This is a genomic window from Streptomyces sp. NPDC054872 (assembly GCF_053610705.1).
On sequence record NZ_JBSGYY010000007.1, the window covers coordinates 197,801 to 217,450 of the forward strand.

Genomic DNA, 19,650 nt, shown 5'->3' on the forward strand with positions numbered 1-19,650 from the left:
TAAAGAGACTCTGGTACCAGGCTGAAGGTTCGACGAGCGTCGTACTCGTGAACCTGACGAATTCCACGGCCCACGTCCTGAAGCCCGAGCCCGCCCCGGCGGCCCGGTCCGCCAAAGTCGCCGACGAACCCGTCCTCTCCCCGCTCGGCCTCGTCACCATCCTGCTCGGCGCCGCGCTCCCGATGATCGACTTCTTCATCGTCAACGTCGCCCTGCCCAGCATCGAGCACGACCTGCGCGCCTCCCCGGCCACCCTGGAGATGGTCGTCGCGGGCTACGCCGTCGCGTACGCCGTGCTGCTCGTGCTCGGCGGCCGGCTCGGCGACACGTACGGGCGCCGCAGGCTCTTCCTCTGGGGTGTCGCCGCCTTCGGCGTGACCTCGCTGGCCTGCGGGCTCGCGCCCGGCGCCTGGTGGCTCGTGGGGGCACGCGTCGCCCAGGGCGCGGCCTCCGCCCTGATGCTGCCGCAGGTGCTCGCCACCATCCACGCGACGACGCGAGGCGAGCGGCGGTCCAAGGCGGTCGCCCTCTACGGCTCGGTGGGCGGCATCTCCATCGTCCTCGGCCAGGTGCTCGGCGGCGTCCTGGTCTCCGCCGACCTGGCGGGCACCGGCTGGCGCGCGGTGTTCCTGGTGAACGCGCCGGTGGCGGTCGCCGCGCTGCTCTGCGCGGTGCGTTCCGTGCCGGACAGCCGCGCCGCGCAGGCCACCCGCAGCGACATCGGCGGCACACTCCTGCTCGCTGCTTCTCTGATCGCCCTGCTGCTTCCCCTGACCGAGGGCAGGGCCGCGGGCTGGCCGCTGTGGTCGGTCCTGTCGCTGGCCGCGTCGCCGTTCCTCGCCTGGGTGTTCGCCCGCGTGGAGCTGCGTGCCGAGCGCACCGGGGGCAGTCCACTGCTGCCTCCGTCGCTGCTGCGCGAACCGGGGGTACGCACGGGTCTCGCCCTCGGGCTGCCCATCTTCACCGGCTTCGCCGGGTGGATGTTCGTCAGCGCGGTGACCCTCCAGCAGTGGCTGGGCTTCAGCCCCTTGAAGTCCGGTCTGACCCTGATTCCGATGGGCGTCGCACAGTTCGCGGCGTCGATGCTCGCCCCGCGTCTGGTGAAGCGGCTCGGCAGCCGCGCGCTGACGTTGTGCGCACTGGTGCACGGCTCGGGCCTCGCCCTCCTCGCCCTGCTGGTGCTGTGGACTCCATACGCCGCGCTGACCCCGCTCACCCTCGCTCCCGGCCTGGCCCTGTGCGGACTCGGCCAGGGCGTGCAGCTGGCTCTCTACTACCGCATCGTGCTCGCCGCGGTACCGGCGGCGAAGGCGGGCGCGGGCAGCGGCCTCGCGGCCACGGTCCAGCAGTCTTGCCTGGCGATCGGCGTCGCCACTCTGGGCTCCCTCTTCCTGGCCCTGGTGCCGGGCACGGGCATGCGGGACGCGTTCGCGATCGTCCTTGGAATACAACTGGCCGGGCTCATCGGCTTGGCACTCCTCAGCCTGCGGTTGCCTCGGCGGCCGGCCTGAGGGGGATGCCTCCGGTGCGGTGCGGGTGCCTCTCGGTGCGGGCCCGTGGAGGTTGCTCGCGCCGTTCCCCGCGCCCCTCACCGGCGCCCCCGGACGGCCCACGGACGCGTCACCCGCCCCACCGGGATACCGTCGAACTCATGCCCCAGCAAGAGCTCACGCACCGCCGTCGCATGCTCGTCCTCGCGATCTGCTGCATGAGTCTGCTCATCGTCAGCCTCGACAACACCGTCCTGAACGTCGCGCTGCCCTCGATGGCGCGGGAGTTCGGCACCAGCATCTCGGGCATGCAGTGGACGATCGATGCCTACACCCTCGTGCTCGCCGCGCTCCTGATGCTCGCGGGGTCGACGGCGGACCGCGTGGGGCGGCAGAAGATCTTCAAGGTGGGCCTGGTGATCTTCACGCTCGCCTCGGTGGCCTGCTCTCTCGCGCCCAACCTGGAATCCCTCGTGGCGTTCCGCATGGCCCAGGCGGTCGGCGGCTCCATGCTCAACCCGGTCGCGATGTCGATCATCACCAACACCTTCACCGAGCCGCGCGAGCGCGCCCGTGCCATCGGCGTCTGGGGCGGCGTCGTCGGCATCTCCATGGCGGCGGGCCCGCTCGTGGGAGGCCTCCTGGTGGATTCCGTCGGCTGGCGCTCCATCTTCTGGATCAACCTGCCGGTCGGCCTCGCGGCGCTCCTTCTCACCATCCGCTTCATCCCCGAGTCCCGCGCCCCCAGGCCGCGCCGCCCCGACCCCGTGGGCCAGCTCCTGGTCATGGTGCTGCTCGGGGCCCTGACGTACGCGATCATCGAGGCGCCGACGGCGGGCTGGACCTCGCCGCTGATCATCGCCTTCGCGGGCGCCGCGCTCCTCGCCCTCGTCGGCCTGCTCGCCTACGAGCCGCGTCGCGCCGACCCCCTCATCGACCTCCGCTTCTTCGGCTCCGCCCCGTTCAGCGGGGCCACCGTGATCGCGGTCAGCGCCTTCGCGGCGCTGGGCGGCTTCCTCTTCCTCTCCACGCTCTACCTGCAGAACGTCCGCGGCCTGAACGCGCTGCACGCGGGCGTATGGATGCTGCCGATGGCCGCGATGACCTTCGTCTGCGCCCCGCTGTCGGGCCGTCTGGTCGGCAACCGGGGCCCACGCCTCCCGCTCCTGGTCGCCGGTGTCGCGATGACGTCGTCCGGGGTCCTGTTCGCCGCCTTCGACGCGGAGACCACGAACGCGACGCTCTTCCTCGGCTACGTGCTCTTCGGCCTCGGCTTCGGCTTCGTGAACGCCCCCATCACCAACACCGCCGTCTCCGGGATGCCCCGCTCCCAGGCGGGCGTCGCCGCCGCCGTCGCCTCCACCAGCCGGCAGATCGGCCAGACGCTCGGCGTCGCCGTCATCGGCGCGGTCCTCGCCTCCGGGGTGGGCTCCTCGTCGTACGCCGCCACCTTCACGGAAGCGAGCCGCCCCGCCTGGTGGATCATCGCGGGCTGCGGCCTCGCGGTCCTTCTCCTCGGCGCTCTGACCAGCGGCCCTTGGGCGAGGGAGACGGCTCGACGGACCGCCGAACGCCTGGAGGCCGTGCCCCAGAAGCCGAACACAGGACCCAACTCCCGCACTACGCTCGCACCGTGACTGCTACGTGGGACCCCTCGGCACCAGGCGTACTGCGGCTCCCCTCGGGCCGGCTCATCCGCGGCCGTGGTCTGCGCCATCCCCTCCCGGACGGCCCCACGCCCGACTTCGCGCTGTACCTGCTCGGCAAGGAGCCGCCCGCCGTCGCCTGGGAGGCCCGCTGGCTGCGCTGGCCGGACTTCCGCCTGCCCGGCGACCGCGCGGCGACGGCCGCCGCCCTGCGTGAGGCGCTGAAGCGGTCGGAGACCGAGCGGGTCGAGGTCGCGTGCGGCGGCGGACAGGGGCGTACGGGAACGGCGTTGGCGTGCCTGGCGGTGCTGGACGGGGTGCCGGGCGGCGAGGCGGTGGCCTATGTGCGGGAGCACTACGCGCCGCGGGCGGTGGAGACACCGTGGCAGCGAAGGTTCGTGCGGCGCTTCGGCTGAGGCCGGAGGTCAGGACGCCGATGCGGCCCGTCGAGGCGCCGAGGCCGACGGTCCAGGCACCGAGGAACCGATGCCGGCGGTCAAGGCACCGAAGGATCCACCGTCGCCTGGTGCTCCCCCGCGAGGTGTTCCTCCGCCTTCAGCCACGGCAGGAACTGCACCCGCTTCTTCCAGTCGCACGTGTCGCAGCTCAACTGCCGCTGCACACCCGCCTTCCGCACGTGCACGACATGCTCGCGCCCGTGCTGGTCCCATCTGCTGACCTTGCTCGTGGTCATCGAAGGCATGGCGAACAGTGTGCAGCAGAAGGCCCCGGTTCCGTATGCGGAACCGGGGCCTTCTTTCAACCTTCACTCAGCCGACGGCCGAGCGGGCGCAGCGTCAGCAGCCCACCAGGCGCGAGGCGAGGTAGCCCTCGATCTGGTCGAGGGAGACGCGCTCCTGCTTCATCGAGTCACGCTCGCGGACCGTGACCGCGTTGTCGTCCAGGGTGTCGAAGTCGACCGTCACGCAGTACGGCGTGCCGATCTCGTCCTGACGGCGGTAGCGGCGGCCGATGGCGCCCGCGTCGTCGAACTCGATGTTCCAGTTCTGCCGCAGGGCGGTCGCGAGGCCCTTGGCCTTCGGCGACAGCTCGGGGTTGCGGGAGAGCGGGAGCACCGCGACCTTCACCGGGGCGATGCGGTGGTCGAAGCGCATGACCGTCCGCTTCTCCAGCTTGCCCTTGGCGTTGGGGGCCTCGTCCTCGATGTACGAGTCGAGGAGGAACGCGAGCATCGTGCGGCCGACGCCCGCCGCGGGCTCGATGACGTACGGAGTCCAGCGCTCGCCGGCCTCCTGGTCGAAGTAGGACAGGTCCTGGCCCGAGGCCTTGGAGTGCGCGGAGAGGTCGTAGTCCGTGCGGTTGGCGACGCCCTCGAGCTCGCCCCACTCGCTGCCGCCGAAGCGGAAGCGGTACTCGATGTCAGCGGTGCGCTTGGAGTAGTGGGAGAGCTTCTCCTTCGGGTGCTCGAACCACCGCATGTTCTCCTCGCGCAGGCCCAGGCCGGTGTACCAGTTCCAGCGCTGCTCCATCCAGTACTCCTGCCACTTCTCGTCCTCGCCCGGCTTGACGAAGAACTCCATCTCCATCTGCTCGAACTCGCGGGTCCGGAAGATGAAGTTGCCGGGCGTGATCTCGTTGCGGAAGGACTTGCCCATCTGCGCGATGCCGAACGGCGGCTTCTTGCGCGAAGTCTGCTGGACCTGGCCGAAGTTGGTGAAGATGCCCTGCGCGGTCTCGGGGCGCAGGTAGGCGACGGAGCCGCTGTCCTGCGTCGGGCCGAGGTGCGTGGAGAGCATGCCGGAGAACTGCTTGGGCTCGGTGAACTGGCCCTTGGTGCCGCAGTTGGGGCAGTTGACCTCGGCCAGGCTCTCGGGCGGCCGGTTGTGCTTGGCCTCGTACGCCTCTTCCAGGTGGTCGGCGCGGTGACGCTTGTGGCAGGACAGGCACTCGGTCAGCGGGTCGGAGAACGTGGCGACGTGACCCGAGGCCTGCCAGACCTCCGTGGCCAGGATCACCGACGAGTCGATGCCGACTACGTCCTCGCGCGAGGTGACCATGTAGCGCCACCACTGGCGCTTGAGGTTCTCCTTGAGCTCGACGCCGAGCGGCCCGTAATCCCAGGCGGCGCGCTGGCCGCCGTAGATCTCACTGCACGGGTAAACAAAGCCACGGCGCTTGCTCAGGCTGACGATGCTGTCGATCTTGTCGGCGGCCACGGTGCTCTCTTCATTACGACGGTGGGCGAAGCGAATGCTTCAGGTTACCGGCGGCCTTACCCCCCTAATCAAATCGGATACCGGTCCATCCCGGCCCCAACCGCTAGTTGACAATCGTTTCCAGATTTGTTGAAAATGAGTGTCATGAACGTACGTCGCCTCATACCCACCGCCGCCGTCGCCTCCGCCACGGTTCTGGGCCTCACGGCCCTGTCCGCCTGCTCCTCCTCCAGCGCCGCGGACAAGAACGACGGCAAGCTGAACGTGACGGCGTCGTTCTACCCCATGCAGTACCTCGCCCAGGAGATCGGCGGCGACCACGTCTCCGTGGACACCCTGACCAAGCCGGGTGTCGAGCCGCACGACCTGGAGCTCAGCCCGAGGCAGACCGCCACCCTCGGCGAATCGGACGTCATCCTCTACCTCAAGGGCATCCAGCCCGCCGTCGACGACGCCATCGGCCAGTCCGGCGTGAAGAACACCGTGGATGCCGCGACCCTCACCAAGCTGGAGAAGCACGGCACGGGCGTCGGCCACGACCACGGCCACGAGGGCGAGGAGCACGCCGAGGACGAGCACGGCCACGACGAAGAAGGCGAAGCGGGCGCCGACCCGCACATCTGGCTCGACCCGGTGAAGTACGCCGAGGTCGCCGAGGGTGTCGGCAAGGCGCTGGAGAAGGCCGACCCCGACCACGCGGCGGCGTACAAGAAGAACACGAAGGCTCTGGTCAAGAAGCTGGACGCCCTGAACACGAAGTTCGAGGGCGGCCTGAAGGACACGAAGACCAAGACCTTCATCACCACGCACTCCGCCTTCGGCTACCTCGCCGAGCGCTACGGCCTGGACCAGGAGGGCATCTCCGGCATCGACCCCGAGTCGGACCCGAGCCCCGCCCGCATCAAGGAGCTCCAGGACATCGCCAAGGAGGACAAGGTCCCCACGGTGTTCTTCGAGACCCTCGCCAGCGACAAGACCGCCAAGACGCTCGCGAACGACGCGGGCCTCAAGACGGACGTCCTGGACCCGCTGGAGGGAATTACGGACAAGTCCAAGGGCGATGACTACATCGGGGTCATGGAATCCAACCTCGCCGCGCTGGAGAAGGCACTCGGCGCGAAGTGAACGAACAGCAGGCAGCAGCATCGGAGGCGCACGCCATGGGAGCCGACAAAGCCCCGGACACAGCGGGTCCCACCCCGCCCGTCATATCCGTGCGGGCGGCCACGGCCACCCTCGGCGCGCGCCCCGTGCTGCGCGGCGTCGATCTCACCGTCAGGCGCGGTGAGGTCGTCGCCCTGCTCGGCGCGAACGGCTCCGGCAAGTCCACCGCCGTCCGCTCGGTCATCGGCCAAGTCCCCCTGACCGGCGGCGACATCAGCCTCTTCGGCACCCCCCTGAAGCGCTTCAGGCAGTGGGCCCGCATCGGCTACGTACCGCAGCGCACGACGGCCGCGAGCGGTGTCCCCGCGACGATCCGCGAGGTCGTCTCGTCGGGCCGCCTCTCGCGTACGAAGCTCACGAAGCTGGGCTGGACGACGAAGGCCGACCGCGCGGCGGTCGACCGGGCCATCGGGCTCGTCGGTCTCGCCGACCGCGCCAAGGACTCCGTGAGCGCCCTCTCCGGCGGCCAGCACCAGCGCGTGCTCATCGCCCGCGCGCTGGCCTCCGAGCCCGAGCTGCTGATCATGGACGAGCCGATGGCGGGCGTCGACCTGGCAAGCCAGGAGATCCTCGCCCGGACGCTGCGCGAGCAGGTCGCGGCCGGTACGACGGTGCTGCTCGTGCTGCACGAGCTCGGCGCCCTCGAACCGCTCATCGACCGCGCGATCGTCCTGCGCGACGGCTGCGTGACCCACGACGGGCCGCCGCCCAAGGCCACGGGACAGCACGCGCTGCCCGGCCACGACCACGTACATCCGCACTCGGCCGACGAGCCGATCCGCACGGGGCTGCTGACCTGATGATGGAAATCTTCCAGACCGAATTCATGCAGCGGGCGCTGATCGCCGCCGTTCTCGTCGGCATCACGGCCCCCGCCATCGGCATCTACCTCGTCCAGCGCCGCCAGGCCCTGATGGGCGACGGCATCGGCCACATCGCCATGACGGGCGTCGGCCTCGGCTTCCTGCTCAACTCGAGCCCCGTCTGGATGGCGACGCTGATCGCCGTCGTCGGCGCGGTGACGATGGAGCTGATCAGGGCGTACGGCAAGACGCGCGGCGACATCGCCCTCGCGATGCTCTTCTACGGCGGCATGGCGGGCGGTGTCCTGCTGATCAACCTCTCGGACACCGGCTCCAACGCCAACCTCTCCTCGTACCTCTTCGGCTCGCTCTCGACGGTCTCCGACTCCGACGTCACGGCGATCTGCCTGCTCGCGGCCTTTGTGGTGCTCGTCACCGTCGGCCTGCGCAAGCAGCTGTTCGCGGTGAGCCAGGACGAGGAGTTCGCGCGGGTCACGGGGCTTCCGGTGCGGGCGCTGAACCTGCTGATCGCGGTCACCGCCGCGGTCACGGTCACCGTCGCGATGCGCGTCGTGGGCCTGCTCCTGGTGAGCGCGCTCATGGTGGTGCCGGTCGCGGCGGCCCAGCAGATCACCCGCTCGTTCAAGGTGACGTTCATCCTGTCGGTGGTCATCGGCACCGCCGTGACGCTGTCCGGCACGGTCACGTCGTACTACCAGGACGTGCCGCCCGGAGCGACCATCGTCCTGATGGCGATCGGCGTCTTCGTTGTCCTGACCGCGCTCGCGACCCCCCTGGCCAGGCGACGGGCACGGGCCGTGGCCGCCGCCGACCCGACCTGCACGGCGGATGTCCCGAAGGGTGTCCCCGAGGCGCGGCGCCCGGCGGACGAGGTCACCGTCTGAGAGCGAGCTGGCACAATGGCCCGACGGGATATGACAGATGTGCGGGCGATCGTGCGAGTTTTTCAGTTGAGGAGGCACCTGTGACAACGGCTGCGGGACCCCCGGTACGAGGCCGATCCACCCGGCAGCGCGCCGCTGTGGCGGCGGCCCTGGGCGAGGTGGACGAGTTCCGCAGTGCGCAGGACCTGCACGACATGCTCAAGCACAAAGGCGATTCGGTGGGCCTGACCACGGTCTACCGGACGCTCCAGTCGCTCGCCGACGCCGGCGAGGTCGACGTGCTCCGCACCGACGAGGGCGAGTCGGTCTACCGCCGCTGCTCCACCGGTGACCACCACCATCACCTGGTCTGCCGGGTGTGCGGCAAGGCGGTCGAGGTCGAGGGCCCGGCGGTCGAGAAGTGGGCCGAGGCCATCGCCTCCGAGCACGGGTATGTGAACGTGGCGCACACGGTCGAGATCTTCGGCACGTGCGCGGAGTGCGCGCAGAAGTAGACCTGAACGCGCAGTGGGCCCGCACCGGCTTCGGTGCGGGCCCATTGCGCGTCCGCGTCAACTGTTCGCGATCTCTTCCTCGTTCGGGATGGCCCCGCCGAAGCGGCGGTCGCGCCCGGCGTACTCCAGGCAGGCCCGCCACAGGTCGCGCCGGTCGAAGTCCGGCCACAGCACGTCCTGGAAGACCATCTCGGCGTAACTCGACTGCCAGATCAGGTAGTTGGAGGTGCGCTGCTCGCCGCTGGGGCGCAGGAACACGTCCACGTCCGGCATGTCCGGGTAGTACATGTACTTGGCGAAGGTCTTCTCGTTCACCTTCGACGGGTCGAGCTTGCCCGCCGCGACATCGCGGGCGATGGCCTGCGCGGCGTCGGCGATCTCGGCGCGTCCGCCGTAGTTGACGCAGAAGTACAGGGTCATCGCGTCGTTGTCGACGGTCTGTTCCTGGGCGATCTGGAGCTCCTGGACGACGGACTTCCACATCTTGGGCATGCGCCCCACCCAGCGGATCCGGATGCCCAGCTCGTTCATCTCGTCCCGCCGGCGCCGGATGACGTCGCGGTTGAAGTTCATCAGGAAGCGGACCTCGTCGGGCGAGCGCTTCCAGTTCTCGGTGGAGAAGGCGTACAGGGAGAGGTTCTTGACGCCCATCTCCAGGCAGCCCTTGAGCACGTCGAGGACGACGCCCTCGCCGACCTTGTGGCCCTCGGTGCGCGGCAGCCCCCGCTCCTTGGCCCAGCGGCCGTTGCCGTCCATGACGATCGCCACATGCTGCGGCACCAGCTCGCCGGGGATCTTCGGCGGCCTGGCGCCCGAGGGGTGCGGCTCGGGGACCTTGTACTCACGGCGGGACCGTCCGAGGATTCCGCGTCGTGCCATGGGGGGCTCTCTCCTACCTAGCTGATCTCTGTACGTGCTCTACGGGGTTTACGTGGTACGAGGTCTATACAGGTCTACGTGGTCTACGTGGTCTTCTCCACGTACCGCAACGAGCGGAGCCCGCGCTCCAAGTGCCAGTGCAGATAGGCGGAAACGAGCCCGCTGCCTTCTCTGACGTGCCGCGCCTCGCACGCGTCCGCCGTCTCCCAGTCTCCGGTGAGCAGCGCGCCGAGCAGGCCGAGGGCTTCCATCGAGGGTACGACGCTGCCGGGCACCCGGCAGTCGACGCACACGGAGCCGCCCGCGGCGACGGAGAAGAAGCGGTTCGGCCCGGGCATTCCGCACTTCGCGCAGGAGTCGAAGCTGGGCGCGTAGCCGTTCACGGCGAGGGAGCGGAGAAGAAACGCGTCGAGGATGAGATGCGGCTCGTGCTCACCGTTGGCGAGGGTCCGCAGGCCGCCCACGAGCAGCAGATACTGCTGGACGGCGGGCTCGCCCTCATGATCGGTGAACCGCTCGGCGGTCTCCAGCATGGCCGTGCCGGCGGTGTAGCGCGCGTAGTCGGCGACGATCCCGCCACCGTACGGAGCGATCGTCTCACTCTGTGTGCACAACGGGAGCCCGCGGCCGATCAGTTCGCTGCCGCGCGCGAAGAACTGGACGTCGACGTGCGAGAAGGGTTCGAGCCGGGCGCCGAACTTGGACTTCGTGCGCCGCACGCCGCGCGCGACGGCGCGGACCCGGCCGTGGCCGCGGGTGAGCAGCGTGATGATGCGGTCCGCCTCACCCAGCTTCTGGGTGCGCAGCACGATGCCGTCATCACGGAACAGACTCATGGCCCCATTCTCGCGTACGGGGCCGACAGTCGTTGCCGGGGTGGCACCGGAGCCGTAACCGGGGCGCACCGACTCGTCCGGACCCCTGGTCATATCAGTCACGCCTGCCAAAATGCCCACATGAAGAGTGAGCTGTTCTCCACGGAACACATGGCGCAGCAGTCCGTCGTCCCCGGGATGACCCTGCAGAACGCCAAGTCCATCAAGTACGCGGTCAACGGCGAGATGCACGCACGGCAGGGCGCGATGATCGCCTACCGCGGCGACCTCCAGTTCGAGCGCAAGGGCCAGGGCGTGGGCGGCATGCTGAAGCGGGCGATGACCGGTGAGGGTCTTCCGCTGATGGCGGTGCGCGGCCAGGGAGAGGCGTGGTTCGCGCACGAGGCGCAGAACTGCTTCATCGTCGACATCGAGCCTGGCGACGTCCTCACCGTGAACGGCCGCAACGTCCTGTGCTTCGACGCGTCGCTCTCGTACGAGATAAAGACGGTGAAGGGCGCGGGCGTCACCGGCGGCGGCCTCTTCAACAGCGTCTTCACCGGGTCCGGGCAGCTCGGCCTGGTCTGCGACGGCAACCCGCTGGTGATCCCGGTGTCGCCGCAGCAGCCGGTGTACGTGGACACGGACGCGGTGGTCGGCTGGACCGCGAACCTGGACACCTCGCTGCACCGCTCGCAGTCCGTCGGCTCCATGCTCAGGGGCGGTTCCGGCGAGGCGGTGCAGCTGATGCTGCGCGGCGAGGGGTACGTCATCGTGCGCCCGAGCGAGCTGACTCCGTCGAAGCCGACCCAGCACTAGGGCCTAGCGGCCGGGGCGGGCCTGGTCGGGGCGGCTGATCGCTTCCCAGGGGGCCAGGTTCCACGGGCTCGTCCGGTTCGCCGGGTCGAGGAGGGTGCGCAGGTGGGCGTCGGAGGCGGCCTGGGGCGCGGGGAAGTCAGCGTCCCCGGTCCCTTGGAGACTGTCCCGCCAGACCTTCCTCCCGAGGAGGTAGTGGTCGGCGTACTCCTTCCAGGAGGAGTACGTCCCCACCACGGTCGGCACGACGTTCTTGAGCCGGTTCCAGGTGTCGGCCTCGCTCAGCATCCCGCCGGCGAAGCCGCGTCGTGAGATGTCCACGTAGAGCGCGATGTCCCAGGCCAGGGGTGCCACGCCGATCCGCCGCTGAGCCATGGCGCGGTAGCCGGTGCTGGCGAGTCCGCTCAGGCGCCCGAGCAGTTGCTCGGGCGCGGTGATCTCCCACTGCTCGGCCAGCCACTTCTGCGCCTTGCCGTCGTCGATGCGGGTGAACGGATACAGGGTCGTCCGGGACGCGTCCTTGTCCCGGCTGACCGGCGCGCTCAGCGACACCATCCAGAGCTGGTGCATGGTGAGCGGTGTCGGGTACTTGGACTCGACCCTCGGCTTGCTCCACTTCCATATGGCCATGCGCCCGCACCTTACGTCACGGGTCTTCGCCTACGTCACGGGACTTCACCCCGGCTCCGTGCGTTCGCATAGGCGGTGGCGGCGCGCAGCCGCTCCGACGTGGTGGCGGTCCTGAGCGCGTCCGGCGAGCAGTCCCACTCCCGGCCGCCGCCGAAGGGGCGGAGCTGGACGTAGGGCCCCTCGTGCCCCATGACCCTGCCGACCTGTCCGGTACGGGTGTCCACGGCGTAGGCGCCGACGGGAAGGTACAAGTTCATGGCGCGACCCCCAGCGCGGCGACCAGCCGAGCAGCCGTCTCGACGCGGCATCCGCCCAATTCAATACGCGGACAGGGAGCCTCCCGGGCCAAAGATGTGGGGTCGATCCGCAATGACGGCAGCGTAATTTCCGCCCTCGCGAGCGCGGTCCGCAATTCCTTCATGGTCTCCTCCGCCTCTGCGACGCATACCGGCGCGTGCGCCTTGTTCTCACCCATCGGGTGGCTCCCCTTTGCCGTCGGATCTCACTCTTCGCATCCCTACGGTGACGGAATCCACCTACACTCGACAGGAGTCTGTCTCCTACAACTGCGGGGCAGCGGAGGGTGGTTGGCCATGGCCAATGGTTCACGTCAGGCGGCCTGGGAGTTCTTCGGCGCGGAGCTGAAGCGGCGGCGGGAGGATGCGGGGCTTACGCAGTCGGCGTTGGGGCTCCAGGTTTTTGCATCCGGCGCATACATCGGGCAATTCGAACAGGCTATTCGTAAACCGCAGTTGGATGTGGCGCGGCGAATCGATGAGGTACTGCAATCCGACGGTATTTTCGAGCGGATGTGCCGAAAGCTGATCGACGACAAGCGGTATGCGGATTACTTCGCGGCCGTCGTGGAACTTGAAGCGCTGGCCACACGGATCTGCGAGTTCGCGCCCACGCTGGTCCCGGGCCTTCTGCAGACCGCCGCGTACGCGCGGGCGGTGACTCTCGCGGCCAACCCGTTCGTCACGGACGAGTACGTGGACGAGATCGTCGGCGCCCGCCTGGAGCGGGCAGGCGTCCTCAAGGACGCTACTAGGCCCGAGTATTGGGTGGTGCTGCACGAGAACGCGCTGTACATCCCGGTGGGCGGTCCGGACGCCATGGCGCAGCAGTTGGACCACTTGGCGTCGCTGATGCGGGAGCGGCAAGTGCTGGTGATGGTGCTTCCGTACGAGGCGGGGGCGCACGCCGCGATGGTCGGAGACCTTAGGCTCATGGACTTCGAAGACGCGCCTCCAACCGCCTATACAGAGACGTCGTTTTCGGGAACTCTCGTCGACGAACCGGCAGTGGTAGTGAGGGCACAGCGCGCATACGATCTGCTCAGGGGCGCCGCACTGTCGCCGGAGGTGTCCCTCGCCCGGGTCGAGTCGGCGGCTGAGGATTTCAGACGATGCGCGAGTACGACCTGAGCAACGCACGCTGGCACAAGAGCAGCTACAGCAACGGCGAGGGCGGTAGTTGCGTCGAGGTCGCGTACGACTTCATCGGCGCCGCCCGCTGGCGTAAGAGCAGCTACAGCAACGGCGAGGGTGGCAACTGCGTCGAGGTAGCCGACGGAGTCCCCGGCGTTGTCCCCGTACGGGACAGCAAGGCCCCCCAAGGCCCCGCCCTCCTCATCAGCGCCCCCGCCTGGCAGGGCTTCGTGGCCGGGCTGCGTGCTACTGACGGCTGATCGACCGCGTGATGCCCGCCGCGATCGTCGTGGCGAGGGTCCAGCCCATGATGACCAAGGCGTACCCCAACCACTGAAGCGCGCCCCGCGAGGCGTACGCATGCTCCTGGCCGAAGTCGATGATCGGGAGCAGCAGGTCCAGCGTGTAGAAGACGGAGTTGAAGTCCGGCGCCTCCTTCGGCTTCAGCGCCACCGGCTCCCGCACGGCGTACGCGACGGAGCCGGCCAGCAGCAGCGAGAGCAGCCAGATCGCGGCGCGCGTGGGCCGGAAGCCGTAGCCGACGGTGACGTCCTGGAGGTACCCCCAGGCCTTGGCGTACCAGGGCAGGGTGGTGCGGTGGCGGCGTTGCTTGGCGAGCTGGACGGTGCGGGCGGCCGCGTCGTCGCCGACACGGCGGTACGCGGCGGTGAGCTGCTCGTAGGCGAAGGGGACGTAGCCCTCGGTATCCCGCTCCAGGACCTGGAGCCTGCGCTCGGCGGGCTCGTGCGGGCCGAGCCTGCTGTACGTCAGGCCATCGAGGCGGACATGGTCCGGCCAGGTCTCCGGGGCTATGTACAGGAAATCGAGTTGAGCGCCCCGGAGTGTGATGGTGCCCTCGACGGGCTCGGCCCCGGCCAGCCACAGGGCGCCTCCGACGATGCTGGCGCGCAGGGCCACGCCGCCCGGGTTGGAGAGCTTGGCGCCCTCCAGGTTGAACTGGCCGGGGATACGGGCGCCCGGCAGGTTGAGCCGTCCGTACGCCGTGAGGCGCATCGCATGCAGATCGTCTCCGGCGCTGAGGTTCGCCGCCTGCAAGGCCGTGCTGCCCGGGTTGCTGAGCACCGCGTCGTTGAAGTTGATGGTTCCGGCGACCACGGCACCCGCGAGGCGGACCAGCCCGTGGGCGGTGAAGCCGTCGTCGGCGTGGAGATCACCGTCGATGGTGGCGCGATTGAGCGCGAGGGCGGGCTCGTCGAAAGCGGCGGCCAACCCTTGCTCGCCCAGGTGCGCCCCGTCGAGGAAGACCGTCCCGGCGATCCGCGCGCCCCCGAGCCGGATGCCCCTCCGGACGCGGACACCGGTCATCCGCAGCGAGCCGTCGATCCGTAACCCGGTTCCGTACAGGTCGGGGAAGACGGACCAGCCCAGATTCAGCTGGCGCAACTGCGCCCCGTAAAGGTCCAGTTCCCCGTCGAAGTAACAGGACCAGAGGTGGATGGCCCCGGGGACTTCCGCGTACTCGAGGTCGAGCTTGCCGGTGATGCGGGCGCCGTGCAGCCGCAGGACGGGGGTCTCGCCTTCCTGGCGGGGCCCGTCGATGAGCAGGGCGCGCAGCACCTCAGCCCGCACGGTCCGCTCGGGGCCCCAGTCCGCGCCGGAATCGGCGGGTTCCCTGTGCCGCTCCCGGAAATCGACGGACCGCCCCAACGGGAAGGCCTCCCACACCTGCCGCTCGGCCTCGCTCAGATCCGTGATCTCCACCGGCGCGACTCTTGCGCGCGGCGGATCATGTGTCAACCAGCAGTCGTGGCGCGGCGATAGCGCACCTCGGGCCGCCCCTCCACCTCCACCTCGCCCACGACCACGAACCCGGAACGGGCCAGCACCGCCCGCGACCCGGCATTGTCGGCGTCCGTCGCCGCCCGCAGCGCACGCAGCCCGTACTCGGTGGCGGCGAGTTCGCACACCTGCCGTACGGCGGAGGTGGCGAGCCCGCGGCCCGCCGCCCGTTCGGCTATGCGATAGCCGAGTTCGGCCTCGCCGTCCGCGACGTCGACGAGATTGACGCGCCCGACCACCTCGCCGTCCTCGTCCACCAGTACGTGGAAGTGGCAGGTCCCGTCGGCTTGTTCGGCGAGCAGAGATGTGTGCCGCGCATCGAACTCGGTGAAGTAGGCGTCGCCCCGGTCGGGCACGGATTTCGCGAAGTAGGCCCTGTTCTCGCGCTCGAAGGCAAGCAGGGCGGGGGCGTGGTCGCTGCGCAGGCGCTGGAGTTCGGGCATGGCTGAAACCTAGCGCGACCGTCGCTGTCAGTGCGGGGCGATAGCGTCCGTCGACCGAACCGCCCCTCGCCGAGGAGATGCAGTGAACGACACCGTGGCCGACACCATGGGCAGCGCCTACTCACCCATACCCGAGCTGAACCTGCTCAAGGAGTTCCACGACGGACAGGGGGCGGCGGGATTCGCCGACGGCTTCGAGATGTACGAGTACGGTCGGCGCGATGTGGGCCTCGTCGAGTGGCTGGGCTCGACCGATTCGCCCGAGCTGCGTGCCCGCCTGGACCGTCTCGTGCCCTTCGCGCAGGCCACCGGCTCCGGGTCGTTCTACGCGCTGTGGCGCTGCGACGACCGCGCCGATCTCGCGACGCTGCCCGTGGTCCTCTTCGGGGACGAGGGTGATCTCGATGTCGTGGCGTCCGGCCTGCGGGATCTGTTCCGGCTGCTGGCCGTCGACCACGAGTGGTATTTGCCCGAGAAGGAGTGGGAGGCCGACGAGGAGCACAGCGTAGGGCACGAGGAGTATCTCGACTGGCTGAAGGAGAAGTTCGGCCTCACGGCGCCCGAGGACGCCGACCCCATCATCGAACGCGCGCGGGACGAGTACGGCGTGCGGTTCATGGACTGGCTCCTTGAGTTCTCACCCGAGCACGTCGTCGACGCCCTGCGCGAGAACCTCGACGCGTAGCCGGTCTCGCTCGCTACTTCTTGACCGGCGGGCAGTAGCCGGTGTCCGCGCCGATGCTGTTGATCTCCGCGTTCGGGCGGGAGTCACCGGCGTAGTCGATCTGGTCGGTGCAGCTGACACCGGGCTTGTTGGGGGTGCCCGCCGGCTTGTCGCCCTTCTCGGGGGTGGGGCAGGTGCCGGTGTCCGCGCCGATGCTGTTGATCTCGGCGTTCGACCTCGGGTCACCCGCGTAGTTGAGCTGGTCCGTGCAGCTCGCGCCGGGCTTGTCGGGCGTGCCCGAGGGCTTGTCGTCCTTGATCGGCGTGGGGCAGGTGCCGGTGTCCGTACCGATGGAGTTGATCTCGGCGTTCGACCGCGGGTCACCCGCGTAGTTCATCTGGTCCGTGCAGCGCTTCCCGGCCTCGTCCGCCGTGCCCGCCGTGCCCTTCGTGCCCGTCGTCTTGCCGTCGGCGGAGTCCCCGCCGGACTTGCCGGACTCGCCGGCCTTGGCCGAGGAAGCGGGGGCCGAGGACGACGAGGCGTCGTTCCCGCTGCCCTGGCAGGCGGTGAGCCCGAACGCGGCGACGGTGATGACCATGGCGGCTGCGGCCTTGCGGGCGTGGAGGAGGGCGGTGTGCGACATGTTCTTGCCGTTCTGTGCGGTGTGTCGGGCTCGTGAGAACAAGACTGTCCGCCGCTGCTGATGATCTGTCGCCGTCTGACTAACGCCTCGCTAACGTCGAGGAGCAGCGTGCAGCGTGTCCGTCAGCCGCGCGGCGACTCCGCGGACCGGCCCCGCGAGCGTCGTACCTCCACGCTCAGGTCCCGCTCGTCGAGGACCACGTGCACCCTCTCCCCCGCCGCCGTCACCCGCGTCCGCGCCTGCGCGCCCTCCGGGAGGCCGGGCAGGACGGGGTGCACTCCGCACTCCGCGCGCACCCGGTCGAGGAGTTCCCGCATCTCCTTCGGGGCGGGGCGCGTGCTCAGGTACCAGGCCATGCCCTCGCCATAGGAGTGGCGCGTCACCGTCGGGGCGCCGGTGGGTGACGTGCGTACCGCTTCCGCGCCCTCCAGGTGGATCTCCTCCGACCACGTGCCGTCCGGTCCCGGGTCGAACTCCTCCACCCTCAGGCCGAGCAGCTCACGGAACGGGGCCGGGTAGCCGCCGAGGTGGACGCGGTCGTGTTCGTCCACGATTCCGGAGAAGTAGGACATGAGCAGGGTGCCGCCGCCGTGGACGTACGCGCGGAGCCGTTCCGCGGTCTCTTTTGTCACCGAGTAAAGATTGGGGACCAGGAGCAAGCGGTACTCGGTCAGGTCCCCGTCCACCGGGACCACGTCGCACGCCACCGACGCGTCGTACAGCGGTTTGTGGTGGGCCAGGGCCGCCTCCAGGAACGTGACGTCCGCGCTCGGGTGCGCGTCCAGTTCCAGGGCCCACCAGCTCGGCCAGTCCATGAGCAGCGCCGCGTCCGCCCGCTCGGGGCGGGAGCCGAGGAGCTCGGGGTGCCGGACCAGCTCCGCGCCCAGCTCCCGTACCTCCCGGAAGATCCGGGTGTCCGCTCCCCCGTGCGGAACCATCGCCGAGTGGAATTTCTCCGCTCCCCCGCGCGACTGCCGCCACTGGAAGAACAGCACCGAGTCCGCCCCGTGCGCCACCGCCTGCCAGCTGTCCAGGCGCATCCGGCCCGGCGGCTTCCTGCCGTTGCGCGCGCGCCAGTTCACCGCCCCCGGCGCCTGTTCGAGCAGCAGCCACGGCTGCCCGCCCCTCAGGCCGCGCATGACGTCGTACGAGAAGGCCGTGCGGTGGAGCGAGTCCGGATCGTGCGGGTCCGGGTACGAGTCGTACGACACCACGTCCAGGTGCGGGGCCCAGGCGAACAGGTCGAGCGTCTTCGCCACCGGGACGAAGTTCGTCGTGACGGGGACGTGCGGGGTGATGCGGGTCAGGACGTCCTTCTCGGCCAGGCAGCACGCGAGCAGCTCGTCCGAGGAGAAGCGCCAGTAGTCCAGCTGCTGGGCCGGGTTGCGGAAGGACGGCGCCTTGCGCGGGGTGTGGATCTCCTCGAAGGTGCCGTAGCGCTGGGACCAGAAGTCCGTCGACCAGGCGTCGTTGAGCGCCGCCACCGTCCCGTACCGCTCCCGCAGCCAGCTGCGGAACGCCGCCGTCGACACCTCGCAGTGGCAGTGGCGCGAGATGTGGCAGCCGTATTCGTTGCCGATGTGCCAGAGGGCGAGCGCGGGGTGCTCGCCGTAGCGCGTGGCCAGGCGTTCCGTGAGGCGTACGGCGTGTGTCCGGTAGACGGGGCTCGACGGGCACCAGTGCTGGCGGGAGCCGGGGTGCAGGCGCACCCCGTCCTCCGTCACGGGGAGAGTCTCCGGGTGCAGGCGCGTCAGCCACGGCGGCGGGGACGCGGTCATCGTGGCGAGGCTGACGGCGACGCCCGTCTCGGCCAGGCGGTCCAGGTGGCCGTCCAGCCAGGTGAAGTCGTACGTACCCGGGGCGGGCTCCGTCTTCGCCCAGGAGAAGATCCCGAGCGTCACCAGGTTCACCCCCGCCTCGCGCATCAGCTCGGCGTCCTCGGCGTGGACTTCGGGGCCCCATTGCTCGGGGTTGTAGTCGCCGCCGTACCCGATCGACGACAACCGAGAACGAAATCGCTCGGCGAGGCGCTCCCGGCCCATGTCATCCGACCTTTCGTAGCTCACCGTCGCCGAAGACCGCGACCATCACCAGGTTGCCGCCGAGGGCTTCGACATACCGCGCCATCACGTCCGTACCTGAGACTTGCCCACTCTCGATCTGGGACACCCTTCCTTTGCTCACCCCCATACGCTCGGCCACCTGCGTCTGGGTGTACCCGCGCTCCTGGCGCATCTCGACGAGGCGCCAGGCCCGAGCCTCGGCAAGCATGCGCCGGGCCCCCTCCATGAACTCGTCCCGGCCGCCAGCCAGTTCCTCCGCGCGCTCCCGGTGTCCACTCGCCGACCACCTGATGTGTCCGCTCATTTCCCCAGCTCCTTCTCACGGTCGGCGACGTACTCCGCGTACCGCCGCTCGGCCAGCACGATCGCCTCGTCGTACCAGGTCACCCAGTTCCCGCTCTTGTCGCCGGCCACCAGCAGGATGGCGGAGCGCCAGGGATCGAACATGAACAGGACGCGCACCTCACTCCGCCCCGCCGAACCGGGCCGCAGCTCCTTCAGATTGTGCAGCGCGGACCCTTTGATGCGGTCGACCAGTGGCCGACCTTCCGCCGGGCCGTGACAAGCCAGGATCCAGATGGCCTGGTTCACCAGCGTGTAGGAACCTGGATCAGCCTTCTCGAGATCGTTCAGCCACTGGTCCACCTCGTCGGTCAGGTAGATGTCCCACTGTTCTTCCACTCCCTGAGCTCCTTTGCGAGTTTAGCATTCACTAAACATGCGCCGCATGGCCTGACGCGCCGTAATCCCGGAACCCTCACCCGCGCGAGTGCGTTGTCCAGGGCCTT

Annotated in this window: 24 protein-coding genes; 11 read left to right on the forward strand and 13 right to left on the reverse strand. The window is 69.4% G+C overall.

The window, feature by feature from the left end; all coding sequences use genetic code 11:
• Positions 1–47: 47 nt before the first annotated feature.
• The 3 genes from ACWGIH_RS11425 (at position 48) to ACWGIH_RS11435 (ending at position 3,552) form a co-directional block, all read left to right on the forward strand.
• Complete coding sequence (locus ACWGIH_RS11425; RefSeq protein ID WP_453447541.1) at positions 48–1,511, forward strand: MFS transporter; 1,464 nt, start codon at positions 48–50, stop codon at positions 1,509–1,511.
• A gap of 140 nt (positions 1,512–1,651) precedes the next feature.
• Positions 1,652–3,127, forward strand: coding sequence for an MFS transporter (locus tag ACWGIH_RS11430; RefSeq protein ID WP_453447539.1), 1,476 nt, complete (start codon positions 1,652–1,654; stop codon positions 3,125–3,127).
• On the forward strand, positions 3,124–3,552 hold the full coding sequence (locus ACWGIH_RS11435; RefSeq protein ID WP_453447538.1) for a protein-tyrosine phosphatase family protein: 429 nt from the start codon (positions 3,124–3,126) through the stop codon (positions 3,550–3,552). Before ACWGIH_RS11430 ends, ACWGIH_RS11435 begins: the two co-directional genes overlap by 4 nt.
• Positions 3,553–3,632: 80 nt before the next feature.
• Here ACWGIH_RS11435 and ACWGIH_RS11440 read toward each other — a convergent pair whose 3' ends face one another.
• Together ACWGIH_RS11440 and ACWGIH_RS11445 are read right to left on the reverse strand one after the other, a co-directional pair.
• The gene (locus ACWGIH_RS11440; protein WP_453447537.1) at positions 3,633–3,839 is read right to left on the reverse strand and encodes a hypothetical protein; all 207 of its coding nucleotides are present in this window, start codon (positions 3,837–3,839) and stop codon (positions 3,633–3,635) included.
• A 94-nt stretch (positions 3,840–3,933) separates the two neighbouring features.
• The gene (locus tag ACWGIH_RS11445) at positions 3,934–5,313 is read right to left on the reverse strand and encodes a glycine--tRNA ligase (RefSeq protein WP_190081032.1); all 1,380 of its coding nucleotides are present in this window, start codon (positions 5,311–5,313) and stop codon (positions 3,934–3,936) included.
• Positions 5,314–5,457: 144 nt separating this feature from the next.
• Here ACWGIH_RS11445 and ACWGIH_RS11450 point away from each other — a divergent pair, with 144 nt between their 5' ends.
• The 4 genes from ACWGIH_RS11450 to ACWGIH_RS11465 all read left to right on the forward strand — a co-directional run bounded on the left by ACWGIH_RS11450 (position 5,458) and on the right by ACWGIH_RS11465 (position 8,679).
• Positions 5,458–6,438: a metal ABC transporter substrate-binding protein gene (locus tag ACWGIH_RS11450; protein WP_453447536.1), complete on the forward strand. Its 981-nt coding sequence runs from the start codon at positions 5,458–5,460 to the stop codon at positions 6,436–6,438.
• Positions 6,439–6,473: 35 nt separating this feature from the next.
• Positions 6,474–7,277, forward strand: a complete 804-nt coding sequence (locus tag ACWGIH_RS11455) for a metal ABC transporter ATP-binding protein (protein WP_453447534.1) — start codon at positions 6,474–6,476, stop codon at positions 7,275–7,277.
• A gap of 2 nt (positions 7,278–7,279) precedes the next feature.
• The gene (locus ACWGIH_RS11460) at positions 7,280–8,185 is read left to right on the forward strand and encodes a metal ABC transporter permease (protein ID WP_453447645.1); all 906 of its coding nucleotides are present in this window, start codon (positions 7,280–7,282) and stop codon (positions 8,183–8,185) included.
• An 80-nt stretch (positions 8,186–8,265) separates the two neighbouring features.
• Positions 8,266–8,679 carry a Fur family transcriptional regulator gene (locus ACWGIH_RS11465; protein ID WP_190081029.1) on the forward strand — a complete coding sequence of 138 codons (414 nt, stop codon included), beginning with the start codon at positions 8,266–8,268 and terminating at the stop codon, positions 8,677–8,679.
• Between the two features lie 57 nt (positions 8,680–8,736).
• Here ACWGIH_RS11465 and ACWGIH_RS11470 read toward each other — a convergent pair whose 3' ends face one another.
• Complete coding sequence (locus tag ACWGIH_RS11470; protein WP_363208598.1) at positions 8,737–9,558, reverse strand: isoprenyl transferase; 822 nt, start codon at positions 9,556–9,558, stop codon at positions 8,737–8,739.
• 83 nt (positions 9,559–9,641) lie between these two features.
• On the reverse strand, positions 9,642–10,394 hold the full coding sequence (recO, locus tag ACWGIH_RS11475; RefSeq protein ID WP_453447532.1) for a DNA repair protein RecO: 753 nt from the start codon (positions 10,392–10,394) through the stop codon (positions 9,642–9,644).
• A gap of 120 nt (positions 10,395–10,514) precedes the next feature.
• Here recO and ACWGIH_RS11480 point away from each other — a divergent pair, with 120 nt between their 5' ends.
• Positions 10,515–11,192: an AIM24 family protein gene (locus ACWGIH_RS11480; protein ID WP_453447531.1), complete on the forward strand. Its 678-nt coding sequence runs from the start codon at positions 10,515–10,517 to the stop codon at positions 11,190–11,192.
• Positions 11,193–11,195: 3 nt separating this feature from the next.
• On the opposite strand, the gene ACWGIH_RS11485 is transcribed toward ACWGIH_RS11480, so the two are convergent.
• Genes ACWGIH_RS11485 through ACWGIH_RS11495 form a run of 3 tightly spaced genes read right to left on the reverse strand, consistent with a single transcriptional unit; the run spans position 11,196 to position 12,294 of the window.
• Complete coding sequence (locus ACWGIH_RS11485; protein WP_453447530.1) at positions 11,196–11,819, reverse strand: DUF1266 domain-containing protein; 624 nt, start codon at positions 11,817–11,819, stop codon at positions 11,196–11,198.
• Positions 11,820–11,854: 35 nt separating this feature from the next.
• Positions 11,855–12,076: a hypothetical protein gene (locus ACWGIH_RS11490; protein ID WP_384273242.1), complete on the reverse strand. Its 222-nt coding sequence runs from the start codon at positions 12,074–12,076 to the stop codon at positions 11,855–11,857.
• Positions 12,073–12,294: a hypothetical protein gene (locus ACWGIH_RS11495; RefSeq protein ID WP_453447528.1), complete on the reverse strand. Its 222-nt coding sequence runs from the start codon at positions 12,292–12,294 to the stop codon at positions 12,073–12,075. Before ACWGIH_RS11495 ends, ACWGIH_RS11490 begins: the two co-directional genes overlap by 4 nt.
• Positions 12,295–12,412: 118 nt before the next feature.
• Here ACWGIH_RS11495 and ACWGIH_RS11500 point away from each other — a divergent pair, with 118 nt between their 5' ends.
• Positions 12,413–13,246 (forward strand): helix-turn-helix domain-containing protein, encoded by an 834-nt coding sequence (locus ACWGIH_RS11500; RefSeq protein WP_453447527.1) that lies wholly within the window; start codon positions 12,413–12,415, stop codon positions 13,244–13,246.
• On the forward strand, positions 13,228–13,509 hold the full coding sequence (locus tag ACWGIH_RS11505; RefSeq protein WP_453447526.1) for a DUF397 domain-containing protein: 282 nt from the start codon (positions 13,228–13,230) through the stop codon (positions 13,507–13,509). Before ACWGIH_RS11500 ends, ACWGIH_RS11505 begins: the two co-directional genes overlap by 19 nt.
• On the opposite strand, the gene ACWGIH_RS11510 is transcribed toward ACWGIH_RS11505, so the two are convergent.
• Positions 13,496–14,971: a membrane-associated oxidoreductase gene (locus ACWGIH_RS11510; protein ID WP_453447524.1), complete on the reverse strand. Its 1,476-nt coding sequence runs from the start codon at positions 14,969–14,971 to the stop codon at positions 13,496–13,498. The genes ACWGIH_RS11505 and ACWGIH_RS11510 overlap by 14 nt on opposite strands.
• 32 nt (positions 14,972–15,003) lie before the next feature.
• Positions 15,004–15,492 (reverse strand): GNAT family N-acetyltransferase, encoded by a 489-nt coding sequence (locus tag ACWGIH_RS11515; RefSeq protein ID WP_453447522.1) that lies wholly within the window; start codon positions 15,490–15,492, stop codon positions 15,004–15,006.
• An 82-nt stretch (positions 15,493–15,574) separates the two neighbouring features.
• Here ACWGIH_RS11515 and ACWGIH_RS11520 point away from each other — a divergent pair, with 82 nt between their 5' ends.
• Positions 15,575–16,177, forward strand: a complete 603-nt coding sequence (locus ACWGIH_RS11520) for a hypothetical protein (protein WP_453447521.1) — start codon at positions 15,575–15,577, stop codon at positions 16,175–16,177.
• Positions 16,178–16,190: 13 nt separating this feature from the next.
• Here ACWGIH_RS11520 and ACWGIH_RS11525 read toward each other — a convergent pair whose 3' ends face one another.
• The 4 genes from ACWGIH_RS11525 to ACWGIH_RS11540 all read right to left on the reverse strand — a co-directional run bounded on the left by ACWGIH_RS11525 (position 16,191) and on the right by ACWGIH_RS11540 (position 19,543).
• Positions 16,191–16,799: a hypothetical protein gene (locus ACWGIH_RS11525; protein WP_453447519.1), complete on the reverse strand. Its 609-nt coding sequence runs from the start codon at positions 16,797–16,799 to the stop codon at positions 16,191–16,193.
• A gap of 122 nt (positions 16,800–16,921) precedes the next feature.
• On the reverse strand, positions 16,922–18,841 hold the full coding sequence (locus ACWGIH_RS11530; RefSeq protein WP_453447518.1) for a beta-galactosidase: 1,920 nt from the start codon (positions 18,839–18,841) through the stop codon (positions 16,922–16,924).
• A gap of 1 nt (position 18,842) precedes the next feature.
• Entirely contained in the window at positions 18,843–19,166 is a 324-nt protein-coding gene (locus ACWGIH_RS11535; protein ID WP_453447516.1) for a helix-turn-helix domain-containing protein, read from the reverse strand.
• Positions 19,163–19,543 carry a type II toxin-antitoxin system RelE/ParE family toxin gene (locus ACWGIH_RS11540; protein WP_453447515.1) on the reverse strand — a complete coding sequence of 127 codons (381 nt, stop codon included), beginning with the start codon at positions 19,541–19,543 and terminating at the stop codon, positions 19,163–19,165. The genes ACWGIH_RS11535 and ACWGIH_RS11540 overlap by 4 nt, the downstream gene beginning before the upstream one ends.
• Positions 19,544–19,650 lie beyond the last annotated feature (107 nt).

What these genes read in the sequence shown, in the direction of transcription:
- ACWGIH_RS11430 (WP_453447539.1), top strand. Translation starts at nt 1,652, where the DNA reads ATGCCCCAGCAAGAGCTCACGCACCGCCGTCGCATGCTCGTCCTCGCG.
- ACWGIH_RS11440 (WP_453447537.1), bottom strand. Translation starts at nt 3,839, where the DNA reads ATGCCTTCGATGACCACGAGCAAGGTCAGCAGATGGGACCAGCACGGG.
- ACWGIH_RS11450 (WP_453447536.1), top strand. Translation starts at nt 5,458, where the DNA reads ATGAACGTACGTCGCCTCATACCCACCGCCGCCGTCGCCTCCGCCACG.
- ACWGIH_RS11455 (WP_453447534.1), top strand. Translation starts at nt 6,474, where the DNA reads ATGGGAGCCGACAAAGCCCCGGACACAGCGGGTCCCACCCCGCCCGTC.
- ACWGIH_RS11460 (WP_453447645.1), top strand. Translation starts at nt 7,280, where the DNA reads ATGGAAATCTTCCAGACCGAATTCATGCAGCGGGCGCTGATCGCCGCC.
- ACWGIH_RS11470 (WP_363208598.1), bottom strand. Translation starts at nt 9,558, where the DNA reads ATGGCACGACGCGGAATCCTCGGACGGTCCCGCCGTGAGTACAAGGTC.
- recO (WP_453447532.1), bottom strand. Translation starts at nt 10,394, where the DNA reads ATGAGTCTGTTCCGTGATGACGGCATCGTGCTGCGCACCCAGAAGCTG.
- ACWGIH_RS11480 (WP_453447531.1), top strand. Translation starts at nt 10,515, where the DNA reads ATGAAGAGTGAGCTGTTCTCCACGGAACACATGGCGCAGCAGTCCGTC.
- ACWGIH_RS11485 (WP_453447530.1), bottom strand. Translation starts at nt 11,819, where the DNA reads ATGGCCATATGGAAGTGGAGCAAGCCGAGGGTCGAGTCCAAGTACCCG.
- ACWGIH_RS11490 (WP_384273242.1), bottom strand. Translation starts at nt 12,076, where the DNA reads ATGAACTTGTACCTTCCCGTCGGCGCCTACGCCGTGGACACCCGTACC.
- ACWGIH_RS11495 (WP_453447528.1), bottom strand. Translation starts at nt 12,294, where the DNA reads ATGGGTGAGAACAAGGCGCACGCGCCGGTATGCGTCGCAGAGGCGGAG.
- ACWGIH_RS11500 (WP_453447527.1), top strand. Translation starts at nt 12,413, where the DNA reads ATGGCCAATGGTTCACGTCAGGCGGCCTGGGAGTTCTTCGGCGCGGAG.
- ACWGIH_RS11505 (WP_453447526.1), top strand. Translation starts at nt 13,228, where the DNA reads ATGCGCGAGTACGACCTGAGCAACGCACGCTGGCACAAGAGCAGCTAC.
- ACWGIH_RS11515 (WP_453447522.1), bottom strand. Translation starts at nt 15,492, where the DNA reads ATGCCCGAACTCCAGCGCCTGCGCAGCGACCACGCCCCCGCCCTGCTT.
- ACWGIH_RS11525 (WP_453447519.1), bottom strand. Translation starts at nt 16,799, where the DNA reads ATGTCGCACACCGCCCTCCTCCACGCCCGCAAGGCCGCAGCCGCCATG.
- ACWGIH_RS11530 (WP_453447518.1), bottom strand. Translation starts at nt 18,841, where the DNA reads ATGGGCCGGGAGCGCCTCGCCGAGCGATTTCGTTCTCGGTTGTCGTCG.
- ACWGIH_RS11535 (WP_453447516.1), bottom strand. Translation starts at nt 19,166, where the DNA reads ATGAGCGGACACATCAGGTGGTCGGCGAGTGGACACCGGGAGCGCGCG.